Source organism: Flavobacterium sp. N502540, assembly GCF_025947365.1.
In the GTDB taxonomy this organism is placed as follows: domain Bacteria; phylum Bacteroidota; class Bacteroidia; order Flavobacteriales; family Flavobacteriaceae; genus Flavobacterium.
This window is the reverse complement of the sequence record NZ_CP110012.1, coordinates 849,064-869,865: the sequence shown is the minus strand read 5'-3', so window position 1 is coordinate 869,865 and position 20,802 is coordinate 849,064. Positions and strand designations below refer to the sequence as shown.

Sequence of the window (20,802 nt, the reverse complement as noted above, 5' to 3'; positions counted from 1 at the left end):
TGAAGCAGCTTTTTTTTGACTTTAGAAATTAAACATTGTAAATTTGGACTTTCAAATATAACCCATGCTCGACATTCAAAATATCTCTTTTTCGTACACCGAAAACCCTGTTATAAAAAACGTTTCTTTTACCATAAATAAAGGCGAGAATATTGCCATTATTGGTGAAAGCGGCTGTGGAAAAAGTACACTTTTAAAACTTATGTACGGCTTGTACAACCTGGATGAAGGCAAGATTTTTTATAATGAGAAGCCTATTTTAGGACCAAAGTACAATTTGATTCCCGGAATGCCATTTATGAAATATCTGGCTCAGGATTTTGATTTGTCTCCTTATGAAACAGTTGCGGAAAATGTTGGGAAGTTTCTTTCGAATGGTTTTGCAAACATGAAAAAACTGCGTGTTCAGGAATTATTGGAGATGGTGGAAATGGAACAGTTTTCAAACGTGAAAGCTAAATTTTTGAGTGGTGGTCAACAGCAGAGAGTGGCGCTGGTGAGAGTTTTGGCATTAGAACCTGAAGTGATTTTATTGGATGAGCCCTTTAGTCAAATTGATGCGTTCAGAAAAAATGCATTACGCCGAAACTTATTTCGCTATTTGAAACAAAAAGGAATTACCTGTATTATTGCTACACACGATAGTACAGATGCTTTGTCATTTGCCGATGAAGCCATTGTGATGCGAAATGGAGAAGTTATTATTAAAGACAATCCAACAAAAATTTACGAAGATCCTGAAACGAAATATGTAGCCTCGCTTTTTGGAGAGGTAAACGAAGTTCCTACACATTTGTTGGTTCCGTATGAAGATCAAATGCATAAAACGTTGGTATATCCGCATCAGTTTAAAATGGTTACCGAGTCTAATTTACCGGTAAAAATCAGAAGAACTTATTTTAGAGGAAATCACTATCTCATCGAAACGGTTTATAAAAGACAATTAATCTTTTTTGAAAGTGAAATTGATCTGCCTTTGGAGCAGGAAATATTTTTAGGTTTGAATTATTTATAAGTAAGGAGGAAAAGGTTATTTGTGTAAAACTTTCAATAGTTTTAAAAAAATGTAGGAATATTCTGGTAAAAACAAGATATTTGTTTTTGTAATTTTAATATTTTGATCATGATTTTTAATCAAAGAACCGATAGTTCTAAAATAGAAAGGATTAGTTACCTGAGATTGCGAAAAGCGATTGGAGTTCTAGCTGGTTTTTTACCATTGACGTTTATAACTGCTTCCTTATTGAGTCGCCCAAATTATCTAACTCTTCAGGTATCTTTTAGTGCATATTACTACACAAACTTAAGAGACGTATTTACATGTAGTCTCAGTGTCCTGGCACTTTTTTTAATTACATACAAAGGATTTGGAAGTTCTGTATGGTGGAAATTCTGGAAAAATGACAATTTTCTTTCTAATCTTGCAGGGATTGCATTTCTTTTAGTAGCGCTATTTCCTACTAATCCGACTCATGGCAAAATAAAGATTTATTCTCTTATTCCGACTGATCTGCCGTTTTTAAGTCAGATGCACAATTATCTCGCTGTAATAGCCTTTACTTGTCTGGCTATGATTTCTATTTTTGTATTTACAATAGGGCAGCAGGAAAATAAAAAAATCCCCATTCATTTTTTAAATGAGAATTACCTCTACATTGTATGCGGGTTATTGATGGTATTCAGTTTTATCGTTTTATTGCCTTTAATAAGACATTGGCATGTAAAGCAAGCCATGCTCATCAGTGAAACTTGTGCATTTATTAGCTTTAGTATATCATGGTTAGTGAAAGGCCGGGCACTGGGATCAAATGGTAGAATAGGAAGGATCTTATACAGGGAGGATAATCCGTAACAGAAAGCATTTGAGGAATATCATAATCAGAATAAGCCGTTTTAGGTTTGAACTATCTATAAAATAAAAGCCCTAAACTTACGAATTAAGTTTAGGGCTTTTTTTATTATTAAATCGGACAGGTTTCAAGAACCTGTCCGGTTTGTTTTTTTATAGATTGATTTAGTTTTTAAGATATTTTTCTAAAAACTGATCTTGTTCCCAAAGCAAGTGTAAAATGTTTTCTTTGGCAACATAACTATGTGCTTCTTTCGGTAGGATAACCATTCTTGCGGTCGCACCTAAACCTTTCAAAGCTTGATAGTAACGCTCTGTTTGTAAAGTAAAAGTTCCCGGATTATTATCGGCCTCACCATGAACTAACAAAAGAGGTGTTTTCATTTTGTCTGCATTCATAAAAGGAGACATTTTAGTATACACTTCCGGAACCTCCCAGTAATTGCGTTGTTCTGTCTGGAATCCAAAAGGAGTCAGCGTTCTGTTATAAGCACCGCTTCGGGCGATTCCACAAGCAAAAAGGTTTGAGTGAGTCAGTAAGTTTGCAGTCATAAAAGCACCATACGAGTGACCTCCAATAGCTACTTTTTTACGGTTAATATATCCCAAAGCATCAACCGCATCAATTGCAGCCTCTGCGTTGGCTACTAATTGTGGCATAAAATTATCATTAGGCTCAGTCGTCCCTTCACCAATGATAGGGAAAGCAGCATCATCAAGAACAACATATCCTTTGGTTACCCAATACACAAACGATCCGTAATAAGGAGTAGTGAATTCATTTGAATTTTGAGTCGATTGTCCAGCGCTGTTTTTGTCTTTGTATTCAGCTGGATAAGCCCAGATTAATAAAGGTAATTTTTCTTTTTTCGCTTTATCGTAACCTGCCGGTAAATATAAAGTTCCCGAAAGTTCAACACCGTCTTTGCGCTTGTATTTGATCACTTCTTTACTCACATTTTTAATGCTCTCAAACGGATTTTTGAAAGAAGTAATTGGTGTTAAGCTGTTTTGTTTTTTGATATTTCTAAAGTAATAATTCGGATATTCACTCTTAGACTGAATTTGTACTAAAACTTTCCCCGATTTAAAATCTTCAATTTCAAGTAAATCTTCTTTTTTGTCTTTGTATGGAGAAGTGTAAATACGTTTAGATTGTAATGTTTTTAAATTGAATTCATCAATAAAAGGAAATTGTCCTTCTTTGGTGTATCCATCTCCAATACGATAAGCGTTGTCTTTTTCAATCGCCAGAACATATTTGTTGTATTCGTTCTTTCTGGTTTCAAAAACTCCCGGATCTGAATAAACATCCTGTTGGTTTCTGTCTGTAATTACTTTTGGCTGTTGAGCTGGATTTGCCGGATTAATTAGGTAGGTTTTGGTGTTACGGGTGTCGTACCATTGATCCGTTAGAAAAGCTACATTGTCATTACCCCATGTTATATCGGCGTAACGTTGCGGTACTTTTGTTAAAGAAGTTGCCTCACTTGTAAAAGGAGCGTTCCAAAGAAAAACTTCATCTCTAAAATCAACCTTATTAGCAGGATCACCTTCATCTAAAGCTACAACATAAGATAAGGTTGAAGGTTTATCATTTCTCCATGCCATTTCTCTTTTTCCTTTTCGAACAGCCATAAAACCTTTTGGCATTATTTCGCTTAACGGAACTTCATTAACTATTTTGATCTCTTTTCCTCTCGCATCATAAACAATAGTTCTGGATGGGAATCGGTACAAAGGAACTACGTAAGAAAATGGTTTTTGAATCGTGGTCAGCATAATAAAATTACCGTCTGGTGAAATTCTTTCTCCGTAATACATTGCAGCTTCTTTAAACAATGTAGCATTTCCGTTAAGATTAACTTTGTACAGTTCAGAAGTGGTGATGTTTTCAAAATTAATTTCGTCACTTTGATTTTTCAACATATCAGGAAACGTTCTGTTTTGAGATTTTGTTCCTGCTGTATTAGAGATAATTGGACCAGTTGGTAAATCATTTTTAGGATCCAATAATGGTTTTCTGTTTTTTGGAAGCATTTTTACCAAAATAGTCTCATTGTCTAAGAACCAGCTAAACGGATTTCCTAAATTGGCATTAACAGTTGATTCGGTAAGTTTTGTTGCTTTTGCAGTTTCAACATCAAGAAACCAAAGTTCGACACCAGAACTTGTGGTGTGAGAGAACAATATTTTTTTATCATTTGGAGACCAAAGGATGTTGCTTATTTTTGGATTTTGCGGTAATCCTGAAACCTGAACCTCTTCTTTACCGCTAATTTTTCTTAGCTTTAAATTCGTTGTATAAGTTACAGAGCTGGAAATATTTGTTACCGGATTAATTCTTAAACCTCCTAAGCGAAGTTCATCCTGGTTTAAATCATCGAGTGTTTTATATGTACTCCTGTACATTAATAGCATATTCTCCTTTTTTGTATCCATTGATACTGTAGGAGCTTTTTCGTAATCGGCTAAATCTAAGATAGATTTTGATGGTTTTTGGTAAGTGAGATTTTCCTGTGCAAAGGCAAAAAAGCCAATGTTAAGAAATAGCAGTAATGTAACCTTTAATTTCATAATGTGAATTTTAGGAGTTTAGAGTTTGGTATTCCTATATGTTTGACTAAAATACTTCAAACTTGTTACATTTTAGGTGTTATTTTTGATACTTTTCACATTTTTCAGGCAAAAAATGTTTTTTCAGAATATAAACTGTCAGAATCCTATTTATAATTAAAGTATATTGAATTGCCAATTACGAAAAAAACACTAATTTGGACGTTAATGTTTTAAAGTATACTTAAATTTGCATTACAATTTTTTAACAAATAATAAAACAATATGTATCATTCAAAAATAGCGGGCTTAGGATATTATGTCCCTTCAAATGTTGTGACCAACGATGATTTGTCTAAGATAATTGATACCAATGATGAATGGATTCAGGAGAGAACTGGAATTCAGGAGCGTAGACATATTATTCGTGGGGAAGATACCACAACTACAATGGGTGTAAAAGCAGCTAAAATTGCTATAGAACGTTCTGGCGTAGCCAAAGAAGATATTGATTTTGTAGTTTTTGCTACCTTAAGTCCGGATTATTATTTTCCAGGACCGGGAGTTTTGGTACAGCGTGATTTAGGATTACGTACTGTAGGAGCACTGGATGTTAGAAATCAATGTTCAGGTTTTGTTTATGCGTTGTCGGTTGCCGATCAGTACATCAAAACCGGAATGTATAAAAATATCCTGGTAATTGGTTCAGAAGTTCATTCAACAGGACTGGATATGACTACTCGTGGCCGTGGAGTTTCGGTAATTTTTGGAGATGGAGCAGGAGCAGCGGTTCTAAGCCGTGAAGAAGATGTGACAAAAGGAATCTTATCAACACATTTGCATTCGGAAGGACAGCATGCCGAAGAACTGGCTCTGCAGGCACCTGGAATGGGAGCGCGCTGGGTAACCGATATTATAGCTGATAATGATCCCAATGATGAAAGTTATTATCCTTATATGAATGGACAGTTTGTATTTAAAAATGCAGTGGTTCGTTTTGCTGAAGTAATCAATGAAGGACTAGAAGCAAATGGTTTACAGGTTTCAGATATTGATATGTTGATTCCTCATCAGGCGAATTTAAGAATTTCACAATTCATTCAAAATAAATTCAAGTTGAGTGACGATCAGGTACACAATAATATTCAGAAATACGGGAATACTACTGCAGCCTCTATTCCGATTGCTTTGACAGAAGCTTGGGAACAAGGGAAAATCAAATCAGGAGATACAGTTGTTTTGGCTGCTTTTGGTAGTGGTTTTACTTGGGCAAGTGCGATCATTAAGTGGTAAATTAATTCATCTTGCATTATATTTCATAGCCTGCTCCTTTTTAGAGCAGGTTTTTTTATGCCCGGCTGAGCGAAGTCGAAGCCTTTACGGTTTGTGAGCCTTCGACTCCGCTCAGGGTGACACTCGGGTTTTGTTTTTTATTGACATTGTCCGGCTGAGCGAATTCGAAGCCTTTACGGTTTGTGAGCCTTCGACTTCGCTCAGGGTGACACTCGGTTTTGTTTACAGCCTTTTTTCTCATACCATTACTGTCCGGCTGAGCGAAGCCGAAGCCTTTATGCTTACTCTAACCATTGATTTGCTTTGATCGTTCAGTTTTTAATTTATATTTTTGTTTGGCATCATCAATCTGGTGCAATTCTTTAAATCAATCAAATGAAAAAAAATCAACTGGAGATAGCCTGTTTCAATTATGAATCGGCAATAATTGCGCAAGACAATGGTGCGGACAGAATCGAATTATGTGATGAAATGCAGCTTGGCGGGACAACGCCAAATTTGATAACAGCAGAAAGAGTTCGGGAAAAACTAACCATCAAAATGCACGTTATTATCCGGCCTCGTGGTGGTGATTTTGTTTATACGGAAGAAGAGTTTCTGGAAATGAAACAAGATATTAAACAATTGAAAGCACTTGGAGTTGATGGTTTTGTTTTCGGAATTCTAAATCAGGACGGCAGTATAAATAAAGAACAGAATTCGGAATTGGTACAATTGGCCAGTCCGCTTTCCTGTACTTTTCATCGTGCTTTTGATGTGGTAAATTCGATAGAACAAGGACTGGAAGAGGTGATTGAATGTGGTTTTCAAACAATACTGACTTCAGGACGCGGGAAAAATGTTGAAGAAGGGATTTTGGATTTAGAATTGATTCAGAAATTAGCGGGTGACCGAATCGAAATCATGCCAGGAGGTGGTTTGCGCTCTTCGAATATTAAGTTGTTACAGGAGAAATTACAGCCTACTTTTTATCATTCGTCTGCCATTACAGATCAGACAGAAACAGCAAATCCTGAGGAAATAAAAGAATTAAAAAACTTCCTGTAAACGGAAGCTACCTATATGAATAGTAAAAGTCCGGAATTTACTAATTCCGGACTTTTTATTTTCAAATAAATAACTAAACTTTAGTGATGAATGCTATATTAAAGGACCCCGCCGCTGCTGCCGATATTGTTTTCCTCTCTTTGTTTACGGTTCATACCATTGATTTTTGCGCCTCCAAAATTATAAGTTAGACCTAAATAAACCGTCTGGCTTTCCCAGGTACTCAGTCCTGCGTGCGGGTAAGGATATTGTGTGTCGAAAGAATATTTCATAGTATCGAAAACGTCATTAAAACGAACGCTAATATTCATTTTGTCGTTTAACAAAGTATAACGTGTGCCTATGTCCATTTTGTACATTTGATGGCTGTTGCCCTGAAGGCCGTCACTTGGTCCGTTATAAAGTCCAAATAGTAAAAAACTCATACGTTTGTTGACTTTAAAATTAGAGCTTATTCTACTGGTAAAAGCTGAAACTGTAATTTTTCGATCGATTGGCGTTCCTGTGTTTGTGATTGGGTTTAATGAAAAAACAATTCCTCGCTGATTGATACTTGAGTAGTCAATCGATGGTGAGATATCCCACCATTTTGTGATCTTGTAATTAAAAGAAGCTTCGAATCCATAAGCCGTATTATGATCAAAATTGGTATAAGATACAATTAGTTTATTGCCCACTGCCTCATTATAATCCGTATCTATGACTCTGCTGATCTGATCGTTGATACCTCTGGCATAAATTCCCAAATTTAAACTCCCTTTTTCTAAGGTCTTCGTGTAATTTATCTCTACTGAATTCGTGAATTGAGGTCTTAATTCAGGATTTCCTAATGTCGTTACCATTGGTGTCGAAAACTCACGAATAGGTCTTGTTTGTTCTAAACTCGGGCGATCTACGCGACGGCTGTAGCTCAATTGCAGGGTATTTTTTTCATTTAGATTATAAGTAAAATGAGCAGATGGATATAGCGTGATATAATCGTCATTAAACTTATCCTGACCATGATTAAAACTGGCAGCAGCTTTGTAACTTTCAAAACGTGCGCCTAATTGATAACTAAATTTTTTGAATTTCTGACCGAATGTTACATAGGCGGAGTAGATATCAGTATCATAAGTATAGTAGAGCAGTTGATCCTCGGTTGGATTAGCAGGGTTTATTCTGGCATAATCATTTGCTGATTTTGTGATTCTGGCTTCGGCACCCAGTTCGAGAGTTGTTTTTTCGTCCAGCGGATTAACATAGTCCAGGTTGACTGTATTTAGTTTACGATGACTTTTGTTTAAATCTGTATAATTTACATTTTTGACAGTGTTGTCAGGTGCACTGTTTTGAGTGTCAAAATGGGCTTGTTGCGAGGCATTGTATTTACTGAAGTTTCCTTCAATATCTAAGGTGTGGCCTTCTTTTTTAAAGAGATGTTTGTAAGCCAGATTATAAGTTTCCATTTTTTGAGGGCCGAAGTATCTGGAATTTTGCAAGATGTTGCTGATTTCAGGATTATTGTTGTAGTTGATATTAGCGTCAACAAATACATCCTGATTGGATTTACTTTGATTCGTGTAAAAAGAAATAGTGTTTTGCGCGTCAATGAAATAATCCATTCCGATTTTATACAGATGAGAGTTGGCAATCGATTTAAAGTTTATTTTTTGATAAAGATCCTGATCGAATCTTTGAAGGGAACTGTCGAAAAAATAGGTTCCTAAATTTTGACCGGCATTTCCATAAAAATTTACTTTTCCGTTTTTGTAATTCAAATTTAAGGATTGATTATGTTTCATCGCTTTTCCAAAAGTGATCCCTCCGCTGTAACTCCCGTTGAAACCGATGTTCGTGTTTTTAAGTAACACGATGTTGATGATCCCTGACATCCCTTCCGGATTGTATTTGGCACTTGGATTGGTGATCAGCTCAATTTTTTTAATAGAAGTTGACGGGATTTGTTTTAGCAATTGAGCCGGATCAATATTACTGGGTCTTCCGTCAATTAATACTCGCACATTATCATTTCCGCGAAGCGAAATTTTTCCGTTCTGATCTACATTGACAGATGGAATATTATTCATAATCTCAGAAGCTGTAGCTCCGGCAGTGGTCAGGTCTTTACCGACTGTGATTACTTTTCGATCCAGTTTTTGTTCAATGGTTGAACGTTCGCTAATAACATTAACCCCTTTAAGTTGTGTCGCTTCTTCTTCGAGAGCAATTTTAATAGTAGCCTCTTTTTGATCTTCACTTAAAATAACAGATCCCGTGTATTTCTTAAATCCGATATATTGAATTTCGATCGTGTAATTTTTTAAAGCCAGATTTTTAATGGTAAAAGCACCATTATCGTCAGTGTTAACTCCTGAGACAATTTTTCCATTGTCTTTAAGCGAAACTGTAGCATAAGAAATAGGAGCATGGTTTGATTTTTCGCTAACTTTTCCGGAAACAGTTCCGGAAGTTTGTGCGTGCAGAGTTGTCATTGTGGTCACTAAGACCAGTAAAAGTAATTTTAATTTCATGAACATGTGATTGATTTGATTGATGATTGTTTCTTTTGAAATATTTCAAAATATATCACTAGAGACCGTCTTTTCAATTGGATGTTACAGTAAAAATTAAAATCGAAATTGCCTTTTTTGTGAGGTGCTGTTTTAGAGTGAATTAGTTTTTAATTTTTTGATAGTTTTAACAATTTGTAGGTTTAAATTCCGGATAGATTTTTATTTTCTTCAATAGAATAAGGAGGTTACAAAGGAGGTGCGTCTTAGTATTGTAAGTATGGCAGGAATAAAACAGCAATTCAATTTTAGTTAAAGTTGTCAAATGCCCATAAAAAAAGCCCGAAGTTGGCAAACTCCGGGCTTTTTAAAAAACTATTAAAATCGATTAGAAAAAGTTGGATTAGAACAATCCGCCTCCACCTTTATTGGTATTGTCTTCTCTTTGTTTACGTTGCAGGTTTTTGATTTTTGAACCTCCAAAGTTGTAAGTTAACCCTAGGTAAACCGTTTGACTCTCCCATGTAAATTGTCCTGAATGTGAGTAAGGATACATAGAGTCGAAAGCATATTTCATGGTGTTAAACACGTCGTTGAAACGTAAACTAATGTTCATTTTATTGTTTAACAAGGTGTAACGGGATCCCATATCCATTTTATACATGGCATGGCTATTATTTTGAAGTCCTTCAACTTCACCTCTGTAAAATCCGAATAATAAAAAGCTTAAACGTTTGTTTACTTTAAAGTTTGAGTTCATACGGCCGTTAAAGGCAGCAACCGTAATTTTTCTTTCTTCAGGTTTGCTTTCTCCACTTTCAGGATCGTATTTAAACACTATACCTTGTTGGTTAATGCTTGAAAAGTCAATCGACGGAGAAATATCCCACCATTTTGTAATTTTATAAGTGAAAGAAGCTTCAAAACCGTAAGCAGTATTGCGATCAAAGTTGGCATACGATAGGATTTGTTTGTTACCACTTGTGTCTGTTTCGTCCGGAAATAAAACTCTGCTGATTTGGTCGTTAATGCTTCTCACAAAAACACCTGTAGTAAAACTTCCTTTTTCGAAAGTTTTAGTATAATTTACTTCAACAGAATTGGTAAACTGAGGTCTTAATTCTTGATTTCCTAATGCTGTAATTAAAGGAGTAGAAAACTCAGGAATAGGTTTTGTCTGCTCTAAACTCGGACGGTCTACACGACGGCTGTAGCTTAGCTGTAACGTGTTTTTCTCATTTAGGTTGTAAGTCAAATATGCCGACGGGTATAACGTAATGTAATCGTCATTGAATTTTTTAAAACCATGATTTAAATTCGCAACCACTTTATAACTTTCGAAACGAGCTCCCAACTGATAACTGAATTTTTTGAATTTCTGACCGAATGTTACATAAGCAGAGTAAATATCAGTGTCATAAGTATAATTAGAAACTGGAATTGCTGCCAACGGTTCTCCGGTGATATAATTGTTATCTGTTTTTGTAATTCTGGCCTCGGCACCAGCTTCAAGAGTCGTTTTGTCGTTTAACGGATTTACATAATCAACATTTATAGTGCTCAATTTACGAGTACCGGCAATATAATTGTTATAAGACTGATTGTTTAAACTATTGTCTTTTTTTCTTGTTTGCGTATCAAAACCTGAATTTTGGGTTTCTTTATTGTTACTATAGTTTCCTTCAATATCTAAGGTATGACCTTCTTTTTTAAAGATGTGTTTGTAAGCTAAATTATAAGTTCCTACGTTATCCGGACCAGTATATTTTGATTTTTGTAAAATGTTAGCAATATTAGAACTGCTTACATTGCTGTAATCAATATTGGTGTCTACAAAAAACTTACCGTTTGATTTGTTCTGATTGGTATAAAAAGAGATTGTATTGTGATCATTGATGAAATAATCCATACCAATTTTATACAAGTAAGAATCATTTTCGTTCACAACATCAATTTTCTGACGAATGTCCTGATCGTATCTGTTGATGAAACCATCATTATAATAAGTTCCGAAATTTTGTCCTACGTTTCCAAAGAAATTTACTTTTCCTGTCTTGTAGTTCAAATCTAATGACTGATTGTATTTGGCTACTTCTCCAAAAGTAATTCCCCCGCTATAACTTCCGTTGAAACCGGTATTGCTGTTTTTGTGCAGGATGATGTTGATGATACCAGACATTCCTTCCGGATTGTACTTGGCACTTGGGTTGGTGATCAACTCAATTTTTTTGATTGACGTTGATGGAATTTGTTTCAACAACTGAGCAGGATCAATGTTTGAAGGTCTTCCGTCGATCAATACACGAACGTTCTCATTTCCGCGAAGCGAAAGTTTTCCGTCCTGATCTACGTTTACAGATGGAATGTTGTTCATAATGTCAGATGCAGAAGCTCCGGCAGTAGTTAAATCTTTTCCGACAGTAATTACTTTTCGGTCAATTTTTTGCTCGATTGTCGAACGCTCACTTACAATGTTCACTCCTTTAAGCTGAGTAGCTTCTTCTTCAAGCGATACATTAATGGTTGCCGTTTTTTTGTTATCACTCAAAAGTAAAGAGCCTACATATTTTCGAAATCCAATGTATTGAATTTCGATCGTATAACTTTTTAAAGCCAGATTTTTGATAGAGAAATCTCCGTGATCATCAGAATTAACTCCCGTAACTACTTTTCCGTTCTCTTTAATCGAGATGGTCGCGTAAGAAATAGGAGCGTTGTTTAATTTTTCAGTAATTTTTCCGGAAACACTTCCTGAATTCTGTGCATTTGCCGTTGTTATTACACCCAGTAATACAAACAGAAAGAATTTTAGTTTCATAATGTAATAATGATTTTTTGATGGATTGATGATGATTGTTTTCTTGTTTTTGTTTTTTACCCTCAAACTAATGTGAAGTCTCTATTAAGACTCTTTTGCTAACGATATGTTACAAAAAAAAACGAAAAAAAATATTTATTTCGCAGGATCGTCTGTTTTATAACAAGTTAGTGTTTTGATTTTTACATAATTTTAACACTTGCAAACAAAAGTTTTTTAAGAAATTAGAAGTGTTTTATTCGATTTAATATGTTTTTGATTTTCTGTAATTGATGAATAAGCAGTATATTTGCTCACTTTAAAATAAGTTTACATGTCATTATCACAAATTCTTACACCTTCTATACAAAAAGCAATACAAGCATTATTTGATGTTACTGTTGAGAAAATCGAATTTCAAACCACCCGTAAGGAATTTGAAGGCGACATCACAATGGTGATTTTTCCTTTATTGAAAGTGATTAAAAGCAATCCTGTCGAATTGGGAAATAAAATTGGAAATTATCTGGTAGAGAACGTTTCCGAAGTAGCACGCTTTAATGTGGTTTCGGGATTTTTGAATATTGTCATTGCAGATAGTTATTATTTGAATTTCTTTAATGAAATAAAAGACAATACCAAGTTCGGATATGTAACTCCAAATCCGGAAGATAAAGCAATTATGGTCGAATATTCTTCGCCAAATACTAATAAACCTTTACACTTGGGGCACGTACGTAACAATTTGTTAGGGTATTCTGTAGCTGAAATTATCAAAGCATCAGGGAAAAAGGTATACAAGACACAAATTATCAACGACCGTGGAATTCATATTTGTAAATCGATGCTGGCCTGGCAGAAGTTTGGTAATGGTGAAACTCCGGAAAGTTCAAATCTAAAAGGAGATAAATTAGTAGGTAAATACTACGTTGAGTTTGATAAAGCTTACAAGGCTGAGATTTCTCAACTTATGGAAACCGGAAAAACAGAGGAAGAGGCAAAAAAACAATCTCCAATCATTATTGAAGCACAAGAGATGCTTAAAAAATGGGAGTCAGGAGACGAAGCGGTAATTTCGCTTTGGAAAATGATGAACCAATGGGTTTACGATGGTTTTGCTATCACTTATAAAAATCTGGGTGTTAATTTTGATAAATACTATTACGAGAGCAATACCTATTTATTAGGAAAAGATGTGGTTCAGGTAGGTCTGGACAAAGGAGTTTTTGAAAAAGATCCTGACGGTTCCGTTTGGATCGACCTTACCGATGAAGGTCTTGACCGTAAAATTGTTTTGCGTTCAGATGGAACTGCCGTATATATGACGCAGGATATCGGAACCGCAATTCAGCGTGTAAAAGACATGCCGGATGTAGGCGGAATGGTATATACAGTAGGTAACGAACAGGATTACCACTTTAAAGTTCTGTTTCTAATTCTGAAAAAACTAGGTTTTGACTGGGCTTCAAGCTTGTATCATTTATCGTACGGAATGGTTGATTTGCCTTCAGGAAAAATGAAAAGCCGTGAAGGAACAGTTGTAGATGCTGATGATTTGATGCAAGATATGACCGACACAGCGAAACAAATATCTGAAGATTTAGGAAAACTGGACAGTTATTCAACCGAAGAAAAAGCTAAATTGTACCAAACAATTGGTCTTGGGGCATTGAAATATTATATCTTAAAAGTAGATCCTAAAAAACGTATTTTGTTTAATCCGGAAGAATCTGTTGATTTTGCAGGAAATACGGGGCCGTTTATTCAGTACACTTACGCGAGAATCCAATCGATAATCCGTAAAGCTGATTTTGATTTTTCAGCTCAAACGAGTACAGAAGAATTACACGAAAAAGAAAAAGAGCTGGTAAAACAAATTGAGCTTTTCCCGGAAGTAATTCAAAATGCCGCACACAATCATAGTCCGGCTTTGATTGCTAATTATACCTACGATTTGGTAAAAGAGTATAATTCGTTTTATCAGTCGGTGCACATATTAGGAGAAGTAGATTTAACTAAAAAAGTATTCAGAGTGCAGCTTTCGCAAAAAGTAGCAGAGGTTATCAAAGCCGCTTTTAGTTTGTTGGGAATAGAAGTTCCGGAGCGCATGTAATTGCTGAACAAAAGATAAAATGCAAAGAGTCGATAATTATAAATGTAATTATCGACTTTTTTTTATGTCAACTTGAAATCGCAAAGTGTATCGATTTTCGACAGCAGAAAAAGAAAGGCCGCTACAACCTAGTAGGTAACTAATATTTGATGCAAAATGTATTTTTTATGCATAGCATGAATCAAAGGACGATTGTTATCACAGTATCGGCCTTTTTTGCTTTGTTTTTTTTAATCCTTATTATGCATTCTCGGTTACTACAGTTAAAATACTGGATTTTAGCTTTGTAGAAAAAAAGAAAAAAAAGTCTGTTATTTGCTTGTGTGTTATAAAATAATATGTTAATTTTCCTACTTTAATAAAGAAAGTATTACAGGATTCTAACATCCTTATCTACAGACTCTAATATCACTTCAAGAGTTTTTTTAAGCATTTCCGCGAGGATTATTCCAGAATATCTATCATAGAGATTAAAAATACCAACCTTTTATTAGTTGATTTATGCTGTTTTGAATTAGTAAGCTAATAGCTTTATTAAACATAGAAGGTAGTAAACCGTTTGAATTCATTTTCAGGCGGTTTTTTTTATGCATAAAAAAGCCGATAGTTTGTCACTATCGGCTTTTAAAATATAAGTAGAAAATAATTTCTTATTTTACGAATTTGTTGATGATTGCATCAGTTTCTGCTTTTGTAGCAGTTGGTTTTAAATCAAACAGGAGAGAGTAAAGTGCTTTTCTGTCTACTTTAGCTTCTAAGTTTAAGTCCTGGTGTCTGTCAAAAAGAGTTTGCCATTTGTCACGAACATTCTTCCAAAGCGCGTTGTTTTCTTTCCACCATTTTTGGGCAGCGATACATTTAATATCCGGAACTTTAGTGTAAACGTCCAAACCTTTTTCCTGAGCTAACAAAACATCTTTTCCGCTGTCGTCACGCACCAATTTGTCATTGTCTTGCTCATGATTCCATCCTGTAGCTGTAATTTCGTGAATGTTTCTTCTTTTTAAAACATTATAGTCATTACGTTTCGTTTGCTCTCTTCTTGGAAGTGGTGCATCAGCAATGTTTGCCCAGTAGTTTTGTCCGTCTACGTGTACCCATGTCGAAGATCCTTCATAACGCGGACTATCGTCTACCTGAAATACTTTTTGTGTCCATTGACCTTTTACGGTTTTTTTGTCCAGTTTTTTATATTTCCATGAAGTTCCTTTATTAAAGGTATATAAATCAGTGTTTTCATACAACCAGTCCTGTCTCCAGTGTTTGATGATCATGTCATCACTCACTATTAATAAGTGTTGCATTACAATTTTGTTAGGAGTGTCTTCTAGTAACTCTACCCATTCTAATGCAGATTCGTGTTTGGTTTCAGATGGTTTATAAGTCGCCGAATCTTTAGCGTATTGAAAAGTTTCTGCGAAATTAAACTTCACTTCGTAGCAACCACACATAGATTTGATGGATTTGATGTCTTGTTGCTTTTTATCCTGACTGAAACCAAGGCTACAAGTCAAAGCCATAACAGCTGAAAAATAGAGGCTTTTTGAAATCATAATGTAATATTTTGTTTTTAAATTTTCGCAAATATATGTATTTAATTTAGAACAAATAAAAATAGTTTATATATTTGCGCCATTATTAAGATTGAATAAAAATAATGAAAATCAAATTTATCTTTTTTGCAGCTTTTCTTTTTTGTCAAATCTCCTTTGCACAAAAGAAAGATACCACGGCTGTAAATAAACTTTCTGAAGTGGTGGTTACCGGGCAGTTTGAGCCACAGTCTATAAAAAAATCAGTGTTTAATGTTCGTGTGATTTCAAAGGAAGATATTAAGCAATTGGCAGCAAACAATCTTGCAGATGTTTTAAATCAATACTTAAATATAACGATTAGGAATAGCGGGAGTGATGGACGTTCAACCGTTTCTATGTTTGGATTGGATTCGCAATATTTTAAAATATTAATTGATAACATCCCACTAGTAAGTGATACCGGAATGGGAACTAATGTCGATTTAACACAGGTAAATCTTGACGATGTTGAACGTATCGAAATTATTGAAGGTTCAATGGGAGTAACTCATGGAGCAAATGCCGTAAGTGGTATTTTGAATATCATAACTAAAAAAGGTGGAGGATACAGATGGCAGATTAGTACAACCGTTCAGGAAGAAACTGTAGGTAATGAATATGCACTTTTTAATAAAGGCCGTCATATTCAATCAGCCAAAATAGCTCATAATTTTAACGAAAACTGGTTCGTTAATATAGGTGGGAACCGCAATGATTTTGCTGGTTTTTATGATAATATGAAGGGGAAAGATTATGCCATGAATAATGGGTTACGAGGTTATAAATGGCTTCCGAAAGATCAGTTAGTTGGAAATGGACTTTTAGGTTATCAAAAAGGAAATTTTAAAATATTTTACAAATTTGATTACTATGGTGAGGATGTTCATTTTTATAATCCAATTTTAATTCCGCAAGATAATTACCCTTTTCCTGAAACTTATTATGCAAATGATAAACGTTTTATAACCAATAGATTTTATCATCATTTAAATTCTAACGGGAAATTGTTTTCGAAGTTAAATTATAATGTCTCGCTCTCACATCAGAAACAAGAACGTGATTTAGAAAGGTTTAATTATCAAATGGAAACAGGAAAGGAGTTTGATAATAAGAGACAAACTTACCAATCAAAAGAAGTTTTCTATTCTACAGGAACTCTAAGTAATTTTTTCAATAGTAAAAAGGTCGATTTTCAATTGGGTTATGAAATTACAAATGAAAATGGATTTTATGATGCGACTGCAGGTACTTTTAAGGACGATCAGCAACAGCTTAAAGACATAAGAAAGCGACTTGAAAATTATGATATTTTTACTGTGGCAGAGGTTAATCTGACCGATAAATTTTCTATCCGTCCAGGGCTTCGTTATTCGATTCAATCTAATTTTGACAATCAATATGCTAGTTCGTTAGGATTAAGATATATTTTTAAACAGGGATTAGAGACTAGAGCTTCAATGGGTAAATCATATCGTACTCCTAACTTTGATGAGCTTTATACTTATTTTGTAGATTCTAATCATAATGTTCAGGGTAATCCTGATTTAGTTCCTGAGAATAGTACCTCATATGAGCTTAGTTTTAAAAGATCTTGTCAACTTCGTTCAGGCGCGCAAATTTCGAATAATGTGGCCTTTACCTTTATGAGTGTTGATGATAGAATCGATATGGTTTTGACTCAAATTGTTCCTTCATTAAGCTATAGATATGTAAATATCAACGCGTATAAAATGTGGAATGCATCAACTACTGAACAATATTCATACAAAAACTGGAATGTAAAAATTGGGGCGGCTTTAGTTGGTATTTCCAGAAAATTAGATTTGGCGGCACTAAATCTGACTACTGATGATAAGTATCTGTATTCATTTCAGTTAAATTCAAGTATTTCTTATAATATTCCAAAATGGAACACCCTGGTAGCATTGTACTACAAGTATAATGGACAGCAGCAGCAGTTTGTAGCTGGAACAGACACAGACGGAAGTGCTAAATTCTTTTTAAATGAAATAAAGCCTTATAGTTGGATGGATGCTTCTGTTCGTAAATTGTTTTTCAAAAATCAGTTTGAAGTAATGGTTGGCGCCAGAAACTTATTTAACATTACAGACGTTCAGTCTGTGAGGAATGGAGGAGGTTCAACTGGAGGAGCACATGGTTCCACAAGTTCAGACTTAATGCTTGGATATGGACGCTCTTACTTTATTAAACTTACGTATAATCTAAATTTTAATTAATATATATCATGAAAAAAAACTTTATTTTAATACTTTCTTTCGTATTGCTGGCTTTTACGGCTTGTAATAGCGACGATAATGGCGGAGAATCTGTAGCTGTAGCATTTGCTGAGTCTTCTTATAATTTAACGAGTGCTGCAACTCAAGTTCAGATTAAGTTTGCTTCTCCGGCACCTTCTGCTGGGACAATTACAGTTTCGTACACGGTTACGGCTGCAGCTTATACCACAGATTTTACTACTGCTCCCACAGCAGCAGCAAATAAAATAGTAATACCTTTTGCTCAAAATGCGACATCTGCTGAATTTACTTTTAACAAAATTAAAAATGCAGTAGGCGCGGAGGTTAAGAATGTAATTTTTACAATTGATGGTTCTTCTATTAATGTTAATGTAGTAGGGAATAAAACAATCCAGTTGAATTTTAATGAAACTGCTTCGTTAGGAACTGCTTTATCACCAGAAGTTGGTGGTCCAATGCAGCCAAATCAAGTTTATGTTGATTTGAGTAGTGGGAAATTAACTACTGTAGTTAGAACATCTTGGGATCTGGGGTTTTACTCAGGGTCAGAATTTAGAGTTGTATTAAATAGTAGTGTAAAAATGTCGGCTAAGCAAACAACAAGTGTAAATATTGATGAAGTTCAAGCTGAAGACGCAACTATGATTATTAATCAAGGTGAGGGGAGTACAACTCAAATTGATGATCCTGCCGGAGATATTACTAAAACAACTATTGCTGCAGTTTCTGCTACAGATGCAGATAATAAAGTGTATTTAATTAATATGGGAAGTAATCCTGCTACAACTAAACCGGCGACAGGTTCAGAAGGAGCTGCAGGAGGAACTTCCAGAGGATGGAAAAAAGTTAGAGTTTTAAGAAGCGGGAACGATTACAAGGTTCAGTATGCGGATATTGCAGCTACTACTCACCAGGAAGTTATTGTTTCTAAGAATAGTGCTTACAACTTTACATTTTTTAGTTTGTTAGATAAGAAAGTGGTGAATGTTGAGCCTCAGAAAAACCAATGGGACATTAGTTTTACAACTTTCACAAATGTTCTACCGGGTACTACACCTAAGCCATATTTCTTCCCGGATTTTATTTTAAGTAACGTAAAAGGTGAAGCAAAATCTTACCAAGTACTTACAACTGCTTTTACATACGATGCTTTTACATTGGCTAATGTTGATAATAGTAAGTTTACCGCTGATCAGAGAAATATTGGTTCTAACTGGAGAAGTACTAGTGCTACAGGACCTGATGGAACCCCAGTTTCTCAATTCGTTCTTAGAACGGATCGTTTCTTTGTAATTAAAGACCCTGCTGGAAATGTGTACAAATTGAAATTTACTGGTGGTGCAAATGAAGCTGGTGAAAGAGGATATCCTAAATTTCAATATGCATTGTTGAAATAATAGTATAATCTAGTACCCCGAACTAGCTAAATTCAGTTGGTTCGGGGTTATTTTTTAACCTTTAATTTAATTTAACATGAAAAAAATTACTTTAAGTTTTTTATTTTTGATGCTTTTTTTTATACAATTAGCATTCTGTCAAGGTAGTGTAAAGTACGATTCTAAAACAAAATCCATCGATGTTGCTTCAGGAGTTGAAGGTACAGCAAGTATTCTGGTGAAATTTTATGGTAGTACTGAGAGTGCTTCTATTTTTCTTGAAACCATGTCCTGTGGCAATACGGATGGTCTTCAGTTAGTTAGCTATTCGAAAGGAAGCATAATGAATTACTATCAGAACGAAACAAACATTGTTTTTAAATTTAAAAAGACTGTGAGTTCTGATACTCAGGTTATTTATAAATTTTCAACTAATGGGAGTTGTTTTCAGAATGAAGCCGATATGATTAAGATTACCGTAAATTACAAGGCAACAGTTACCAATCCTACAAATCCAACGTTTGATAATCAAATTACAATTTTTCATAATTACAAGAATACAATAATTTCGGATCTAAGTATTGATAGGGGGAGCACAGCTCCTCTAATCGGGGGGACTTTTGTACCATTAGGATATGAGTATCAATGGGAGAAAAAAAACATTAATGGAGTTTGGATGCCGATTCCAGGAGAAACAAAGGACTTCATTTTACCTGGCATTCTTTTAGAGACAACTCAGTACAGAAGAAGTGCAAAAAAAACAGGTAGTACCATGAATGTACCTATAAGTAATGTAGTGACCATAACTTTACCTCACGTTCCTGCTATAGAAAATAATATCATATCAATAAGTGGCACTACAATAACAGGGAGTCAGCCAACTGGAGCATTTGGCGATTATAAGTATTCATGGTTTTTGGGAAGCCAAGAAGATCCAATTATATTTGATGAAACGACAAAGGATTTGGATTTGACACCATATTTGCGTGCAATAAGTATTTTACAGAATGATCATACTGCATTCATATTAAGAACTGTTCAATCTGTAAATAGTTCACATAGCTCGAATAGTAATAAGATAAGATTGTATGGTACCTCTCAATTACAACAACAAGCTTTAAAGACTCAATCAGAAGAAGATTCGTTGTTAATCTACCCAAACCCAACAACCGAAGTTGTAAATTTTGCTACAAATTTTTCAACCAATAAAGAAATTGAAATAGTAGTTTATTCTGAAAGTATAAGAAACGAAAAATCAGTTTTTAGAGGAACAGTAACACCTAATCAGGTGGTGAGCTGGAACATTCCTTCAGGTTATGCAAAAGGAATTTATTTCTATAAAATTCGTTCAGGAAACAAGGAAATTAAAACGGGTAAAATTATAGTTCAATAAAGATACAAAGAGTAAATTATACTCAATTCATTTCAAAATTTAGTTAATCATTGA

12 protein-coding genes are annotated in these 20,802 nt (G+C 34.8%); 8 read left to right on the top strand and 4 right to left on the bottom strand.

Translation table 11 applies throughout. From position 1 onward, the window contains the following. Nucleotides 1-64 precede the first annotated feature (64 nt). Together OLM58_RS03880 and OLM58_RS03875 are read left to right on the top strand one after the other, a co-directional pair. A complete protein-coding gene (locus OLM58_RS03880) occupies nt 65-1,015 on the top strand; it encodes an ABC transporter ATP-binding protein (RefSeq protein WP_017494898.1) in 951 nt (316 codons plus the stop codon). 108 nt (nt 1,016-1,123) lie between these two features. Next, complete coding sequence (locus OLM58_RS03875; RefSeq protein ID WP_264531276.1) at nt 1,124-1,852, top strand: DUF998 domain-containing protein; 729 nt, start codon at nt 1,124-1,126, stop codon at nt 1,850-1,852. A 162-nt stretch (nt 1,853-2,014) separates the two neighbouring features. On the opposite strand, the gene OLM58_RS03870 is transcribed toward OLM58_RS03875, so the two are convergent. Next, nucleotides 2,015-4,426: a prolyl oligopeptidase family serine peptidase gene (locus OLM58_RS03870; protein WP_264531275.1), complete on the bottom strand. Its 2,412-nt coding sequence runs from the start codon at nt 4,424-4,426 to the stop codon at nt 2,015-2,017. Between the two features lie 264 nt (nt 4,427-4,690). On the opposite strand from OLM58_RS03870, the gene OLM58_RS03865 reads away from it, so the two are divergent. Continuing rightward, a complete protein-coding gene (locus OLM58_RS03865; protein ID WP_264531274.1) occupies nt 4,691-5,698 on the top strand; it encodes a 3-oxoacyl-ACP synthase III family protein in 1,008 nt (335 codons plus the stop codon). 375 nt (nt 5,699-6,073) lie between these two features. After that, complete coding sequence (locus OLM58_RS03860) at nt 6,074-6,745, top strand: copper homeostasis protein CutC (protein ID WP_264531273.1); 672 nt, start codon at nt 6,074-6,076, stop codon at nt 6,743-6,745. Nucleotides 6,746-6,843: 98 nt separating this feature from the next. Here the strand turns inward: OLM58_RS03860 and OLM58_RS03855 are convergent, their stop codons facing one another. Further along, a complete protein-coding gene (locus tag OLM58_RS03855) occupies nt 6,844-9,258 on the bottom strand; it encodes a TonB-dependent receptor domain-containing protein (protein ID WP_264531272.1) in 2,415 nt (804 codons plus the stop codon). Between the two features lie 382 nt (nt 9,259-9,640). After that, nucleotides 9,641-12,055, bottom strand: coding sequence for a TonB-dependent receptor family protein (locus OLM58_RS03850; RefSeq protein WP_264531271.1), 2,415 nt, complete (start codon nt 12,053-12,055; stop codon nt 9,641-9,643). 313 nt (nt 12,056-12,368) lie between these two features. On the opposite strand from OLM58_RS03850, the gene argS reads away from it, so the two are divergent. After that, nucleotides 12,369-14,147, top strand: a complete 1,779-nt coding sequence (gene argS / locus OLM58_RS03845; protein WP_264531270.1) for an arginine--tRNA ligase — start codon at nt 12,369-12,371, stop codon at nt 14,145-14,147. 650 nt (nt 14,148-14,797) lie between these two features. Here the strand turns inward: argS and OLM58_RS03840 are convergent. Continuing rightward, complete coding sequence (locus OLM58_RS03840) at nt 14,798-15,700, bottom strand: DUF6607 family protein (RefSeq protein WP_264531269.1); 903 nt, start codon at nt 15,698-15,700, stop codon at nt 14,798-14,800. A gap of 104 nt (nt 15,701-15,804) precedes the next feature. Here OLM58_RS03840 and OLM58_RS03835 point away from each other — a divergent pair, with 104 nt between their 5' ends. The 3 genes from OLM58_RS03835 to OLM58_RS03825 all read left to right on the top strand — a co-directional run bounded on the left by OLM58_RS03835 (nt 15,805) and on the right by OLM58_RS03825 (nt 20,748). Further along, complete coding sequence (locus tag OLM58_RS03835; RefSeq protein ID WP_264531268.1) at nt 15,805-17,958, top strand: TonB-dependent receptor plug domain-containing protein; 2,154 nt, start codon at nt 15,805-15,807, stop codon at nt 17,956-17,958. Between the two features lie 8 nt (nt 17,959-17,966). Beyond that, entirely contained in the window at nt 17,967-19,376 is a 1,410-nt protein-coding gene (locus OLM58_RS03830) for an HmuY family protein (protein WP_264531267.1), read from the top strand. Nucleotides 19,377-19,452: 76 nt separating this feature from the next. Next, nucleotides 19,453-20,748 (top strand): T9SS type A sorting domain-containing protein, encoded by a 1,296-nt coding sequence (locus tag OLM58_RS03825; RefSeq protein ID WP_264531266.1) that lies wholly within the window; start codon nt 19,453-19,455, stop codon nt 20,746-20,748. Nucleotides 20,749-20,802 lie beyond the last annotated feature (54 nt).

Excerpts from the sequence above, each read along its gene's own strand:
- OLM58_RS03880 (WP_017494898.1), top strand. The coding sequence starts at position 65 with ATGCTCGACATTCAAAATATCTCTTTTTCGTACACCGAAAACCCTGTT.
- OLM58_RS03875 (WP_264531276.1), top strand. The coding sequence starts at position 1,124 with ATGATTTTTAATCAAAGAACCGATAGTTCTAAAATAGAAAGGATTAGT.
- OLM58_RS03870 (WP_264531275.1), bottom strand. The coding sequence starts at position 4,426 with ATGAAATTAAAGGTTACATTACTGCTATTTCTTAACATTGGCTTTTTT.
- OLM58_RS03865 (WP_264531274.1), top strand. The coding sequence starts at position 4,691 with ATGTATCATTCAAAAATAGCGGGCTTAGGATATTATGTCCCTTCAAAT.
- OLM58_RS03860 (WP_264531273.1), top strand. The coding sequence starts at position 6,074 with ATGAAAAAAAATCAACTGGAGATAGCCTGTTTCAATTATGAATCGGCA.
- OLM58_RS03855 (WP_264531272.1), bottom strand. The coding sequence starts at position 9,258 with ATGAAATTAAAATTACTTTTACTGGTCTTAGTGACCACAATGACAACT.
- OLM58_RS03850 (WP_264531271.1), bottom strand. The coding sequence starts at position 12,055 with ATGAAACTAAAATTCTTTCTGTTTGTATTACTGGGTGTAATAACAACG.
- argS (WP_264531270.1), top strand. The coding sequence starts at position 12,369 with ATGTCATTATCACAAATTCTTACACCTTCTATACAAAAAGCAATACAA.
- OLM58_RS03840 (WP_264531269.1), bottom strand. The coding sequence starts at position 15,700 with ATGATTTCAAAAAGCCTCTATTTTTCAGCTGTTATGGCTTTGACTTGT.
- OLM58_RS03835 (WP_264531268.1), top strand. The coding sequence starts at position 15,805 with ATGAAAATCAAATTTATCTTTTTTGCAGCTTTTCTTTTTTGTCAAATC.
- OLM58_RS03830 (WP_264531267.1), top strand. The coding sequence starts at position 17,967 with ATGAAAAAAAACTTTATTTTAATACTTTCTTTCGTATTGCTGGCTTTT.
- OLM58_RS03825 (WP_264531266.1), top strand. The coding sequence starts at position 19,453 with ATGAAAAAAATTACTTTAAGTTTTTTATTTTTGATGCTTTTTTTTATA.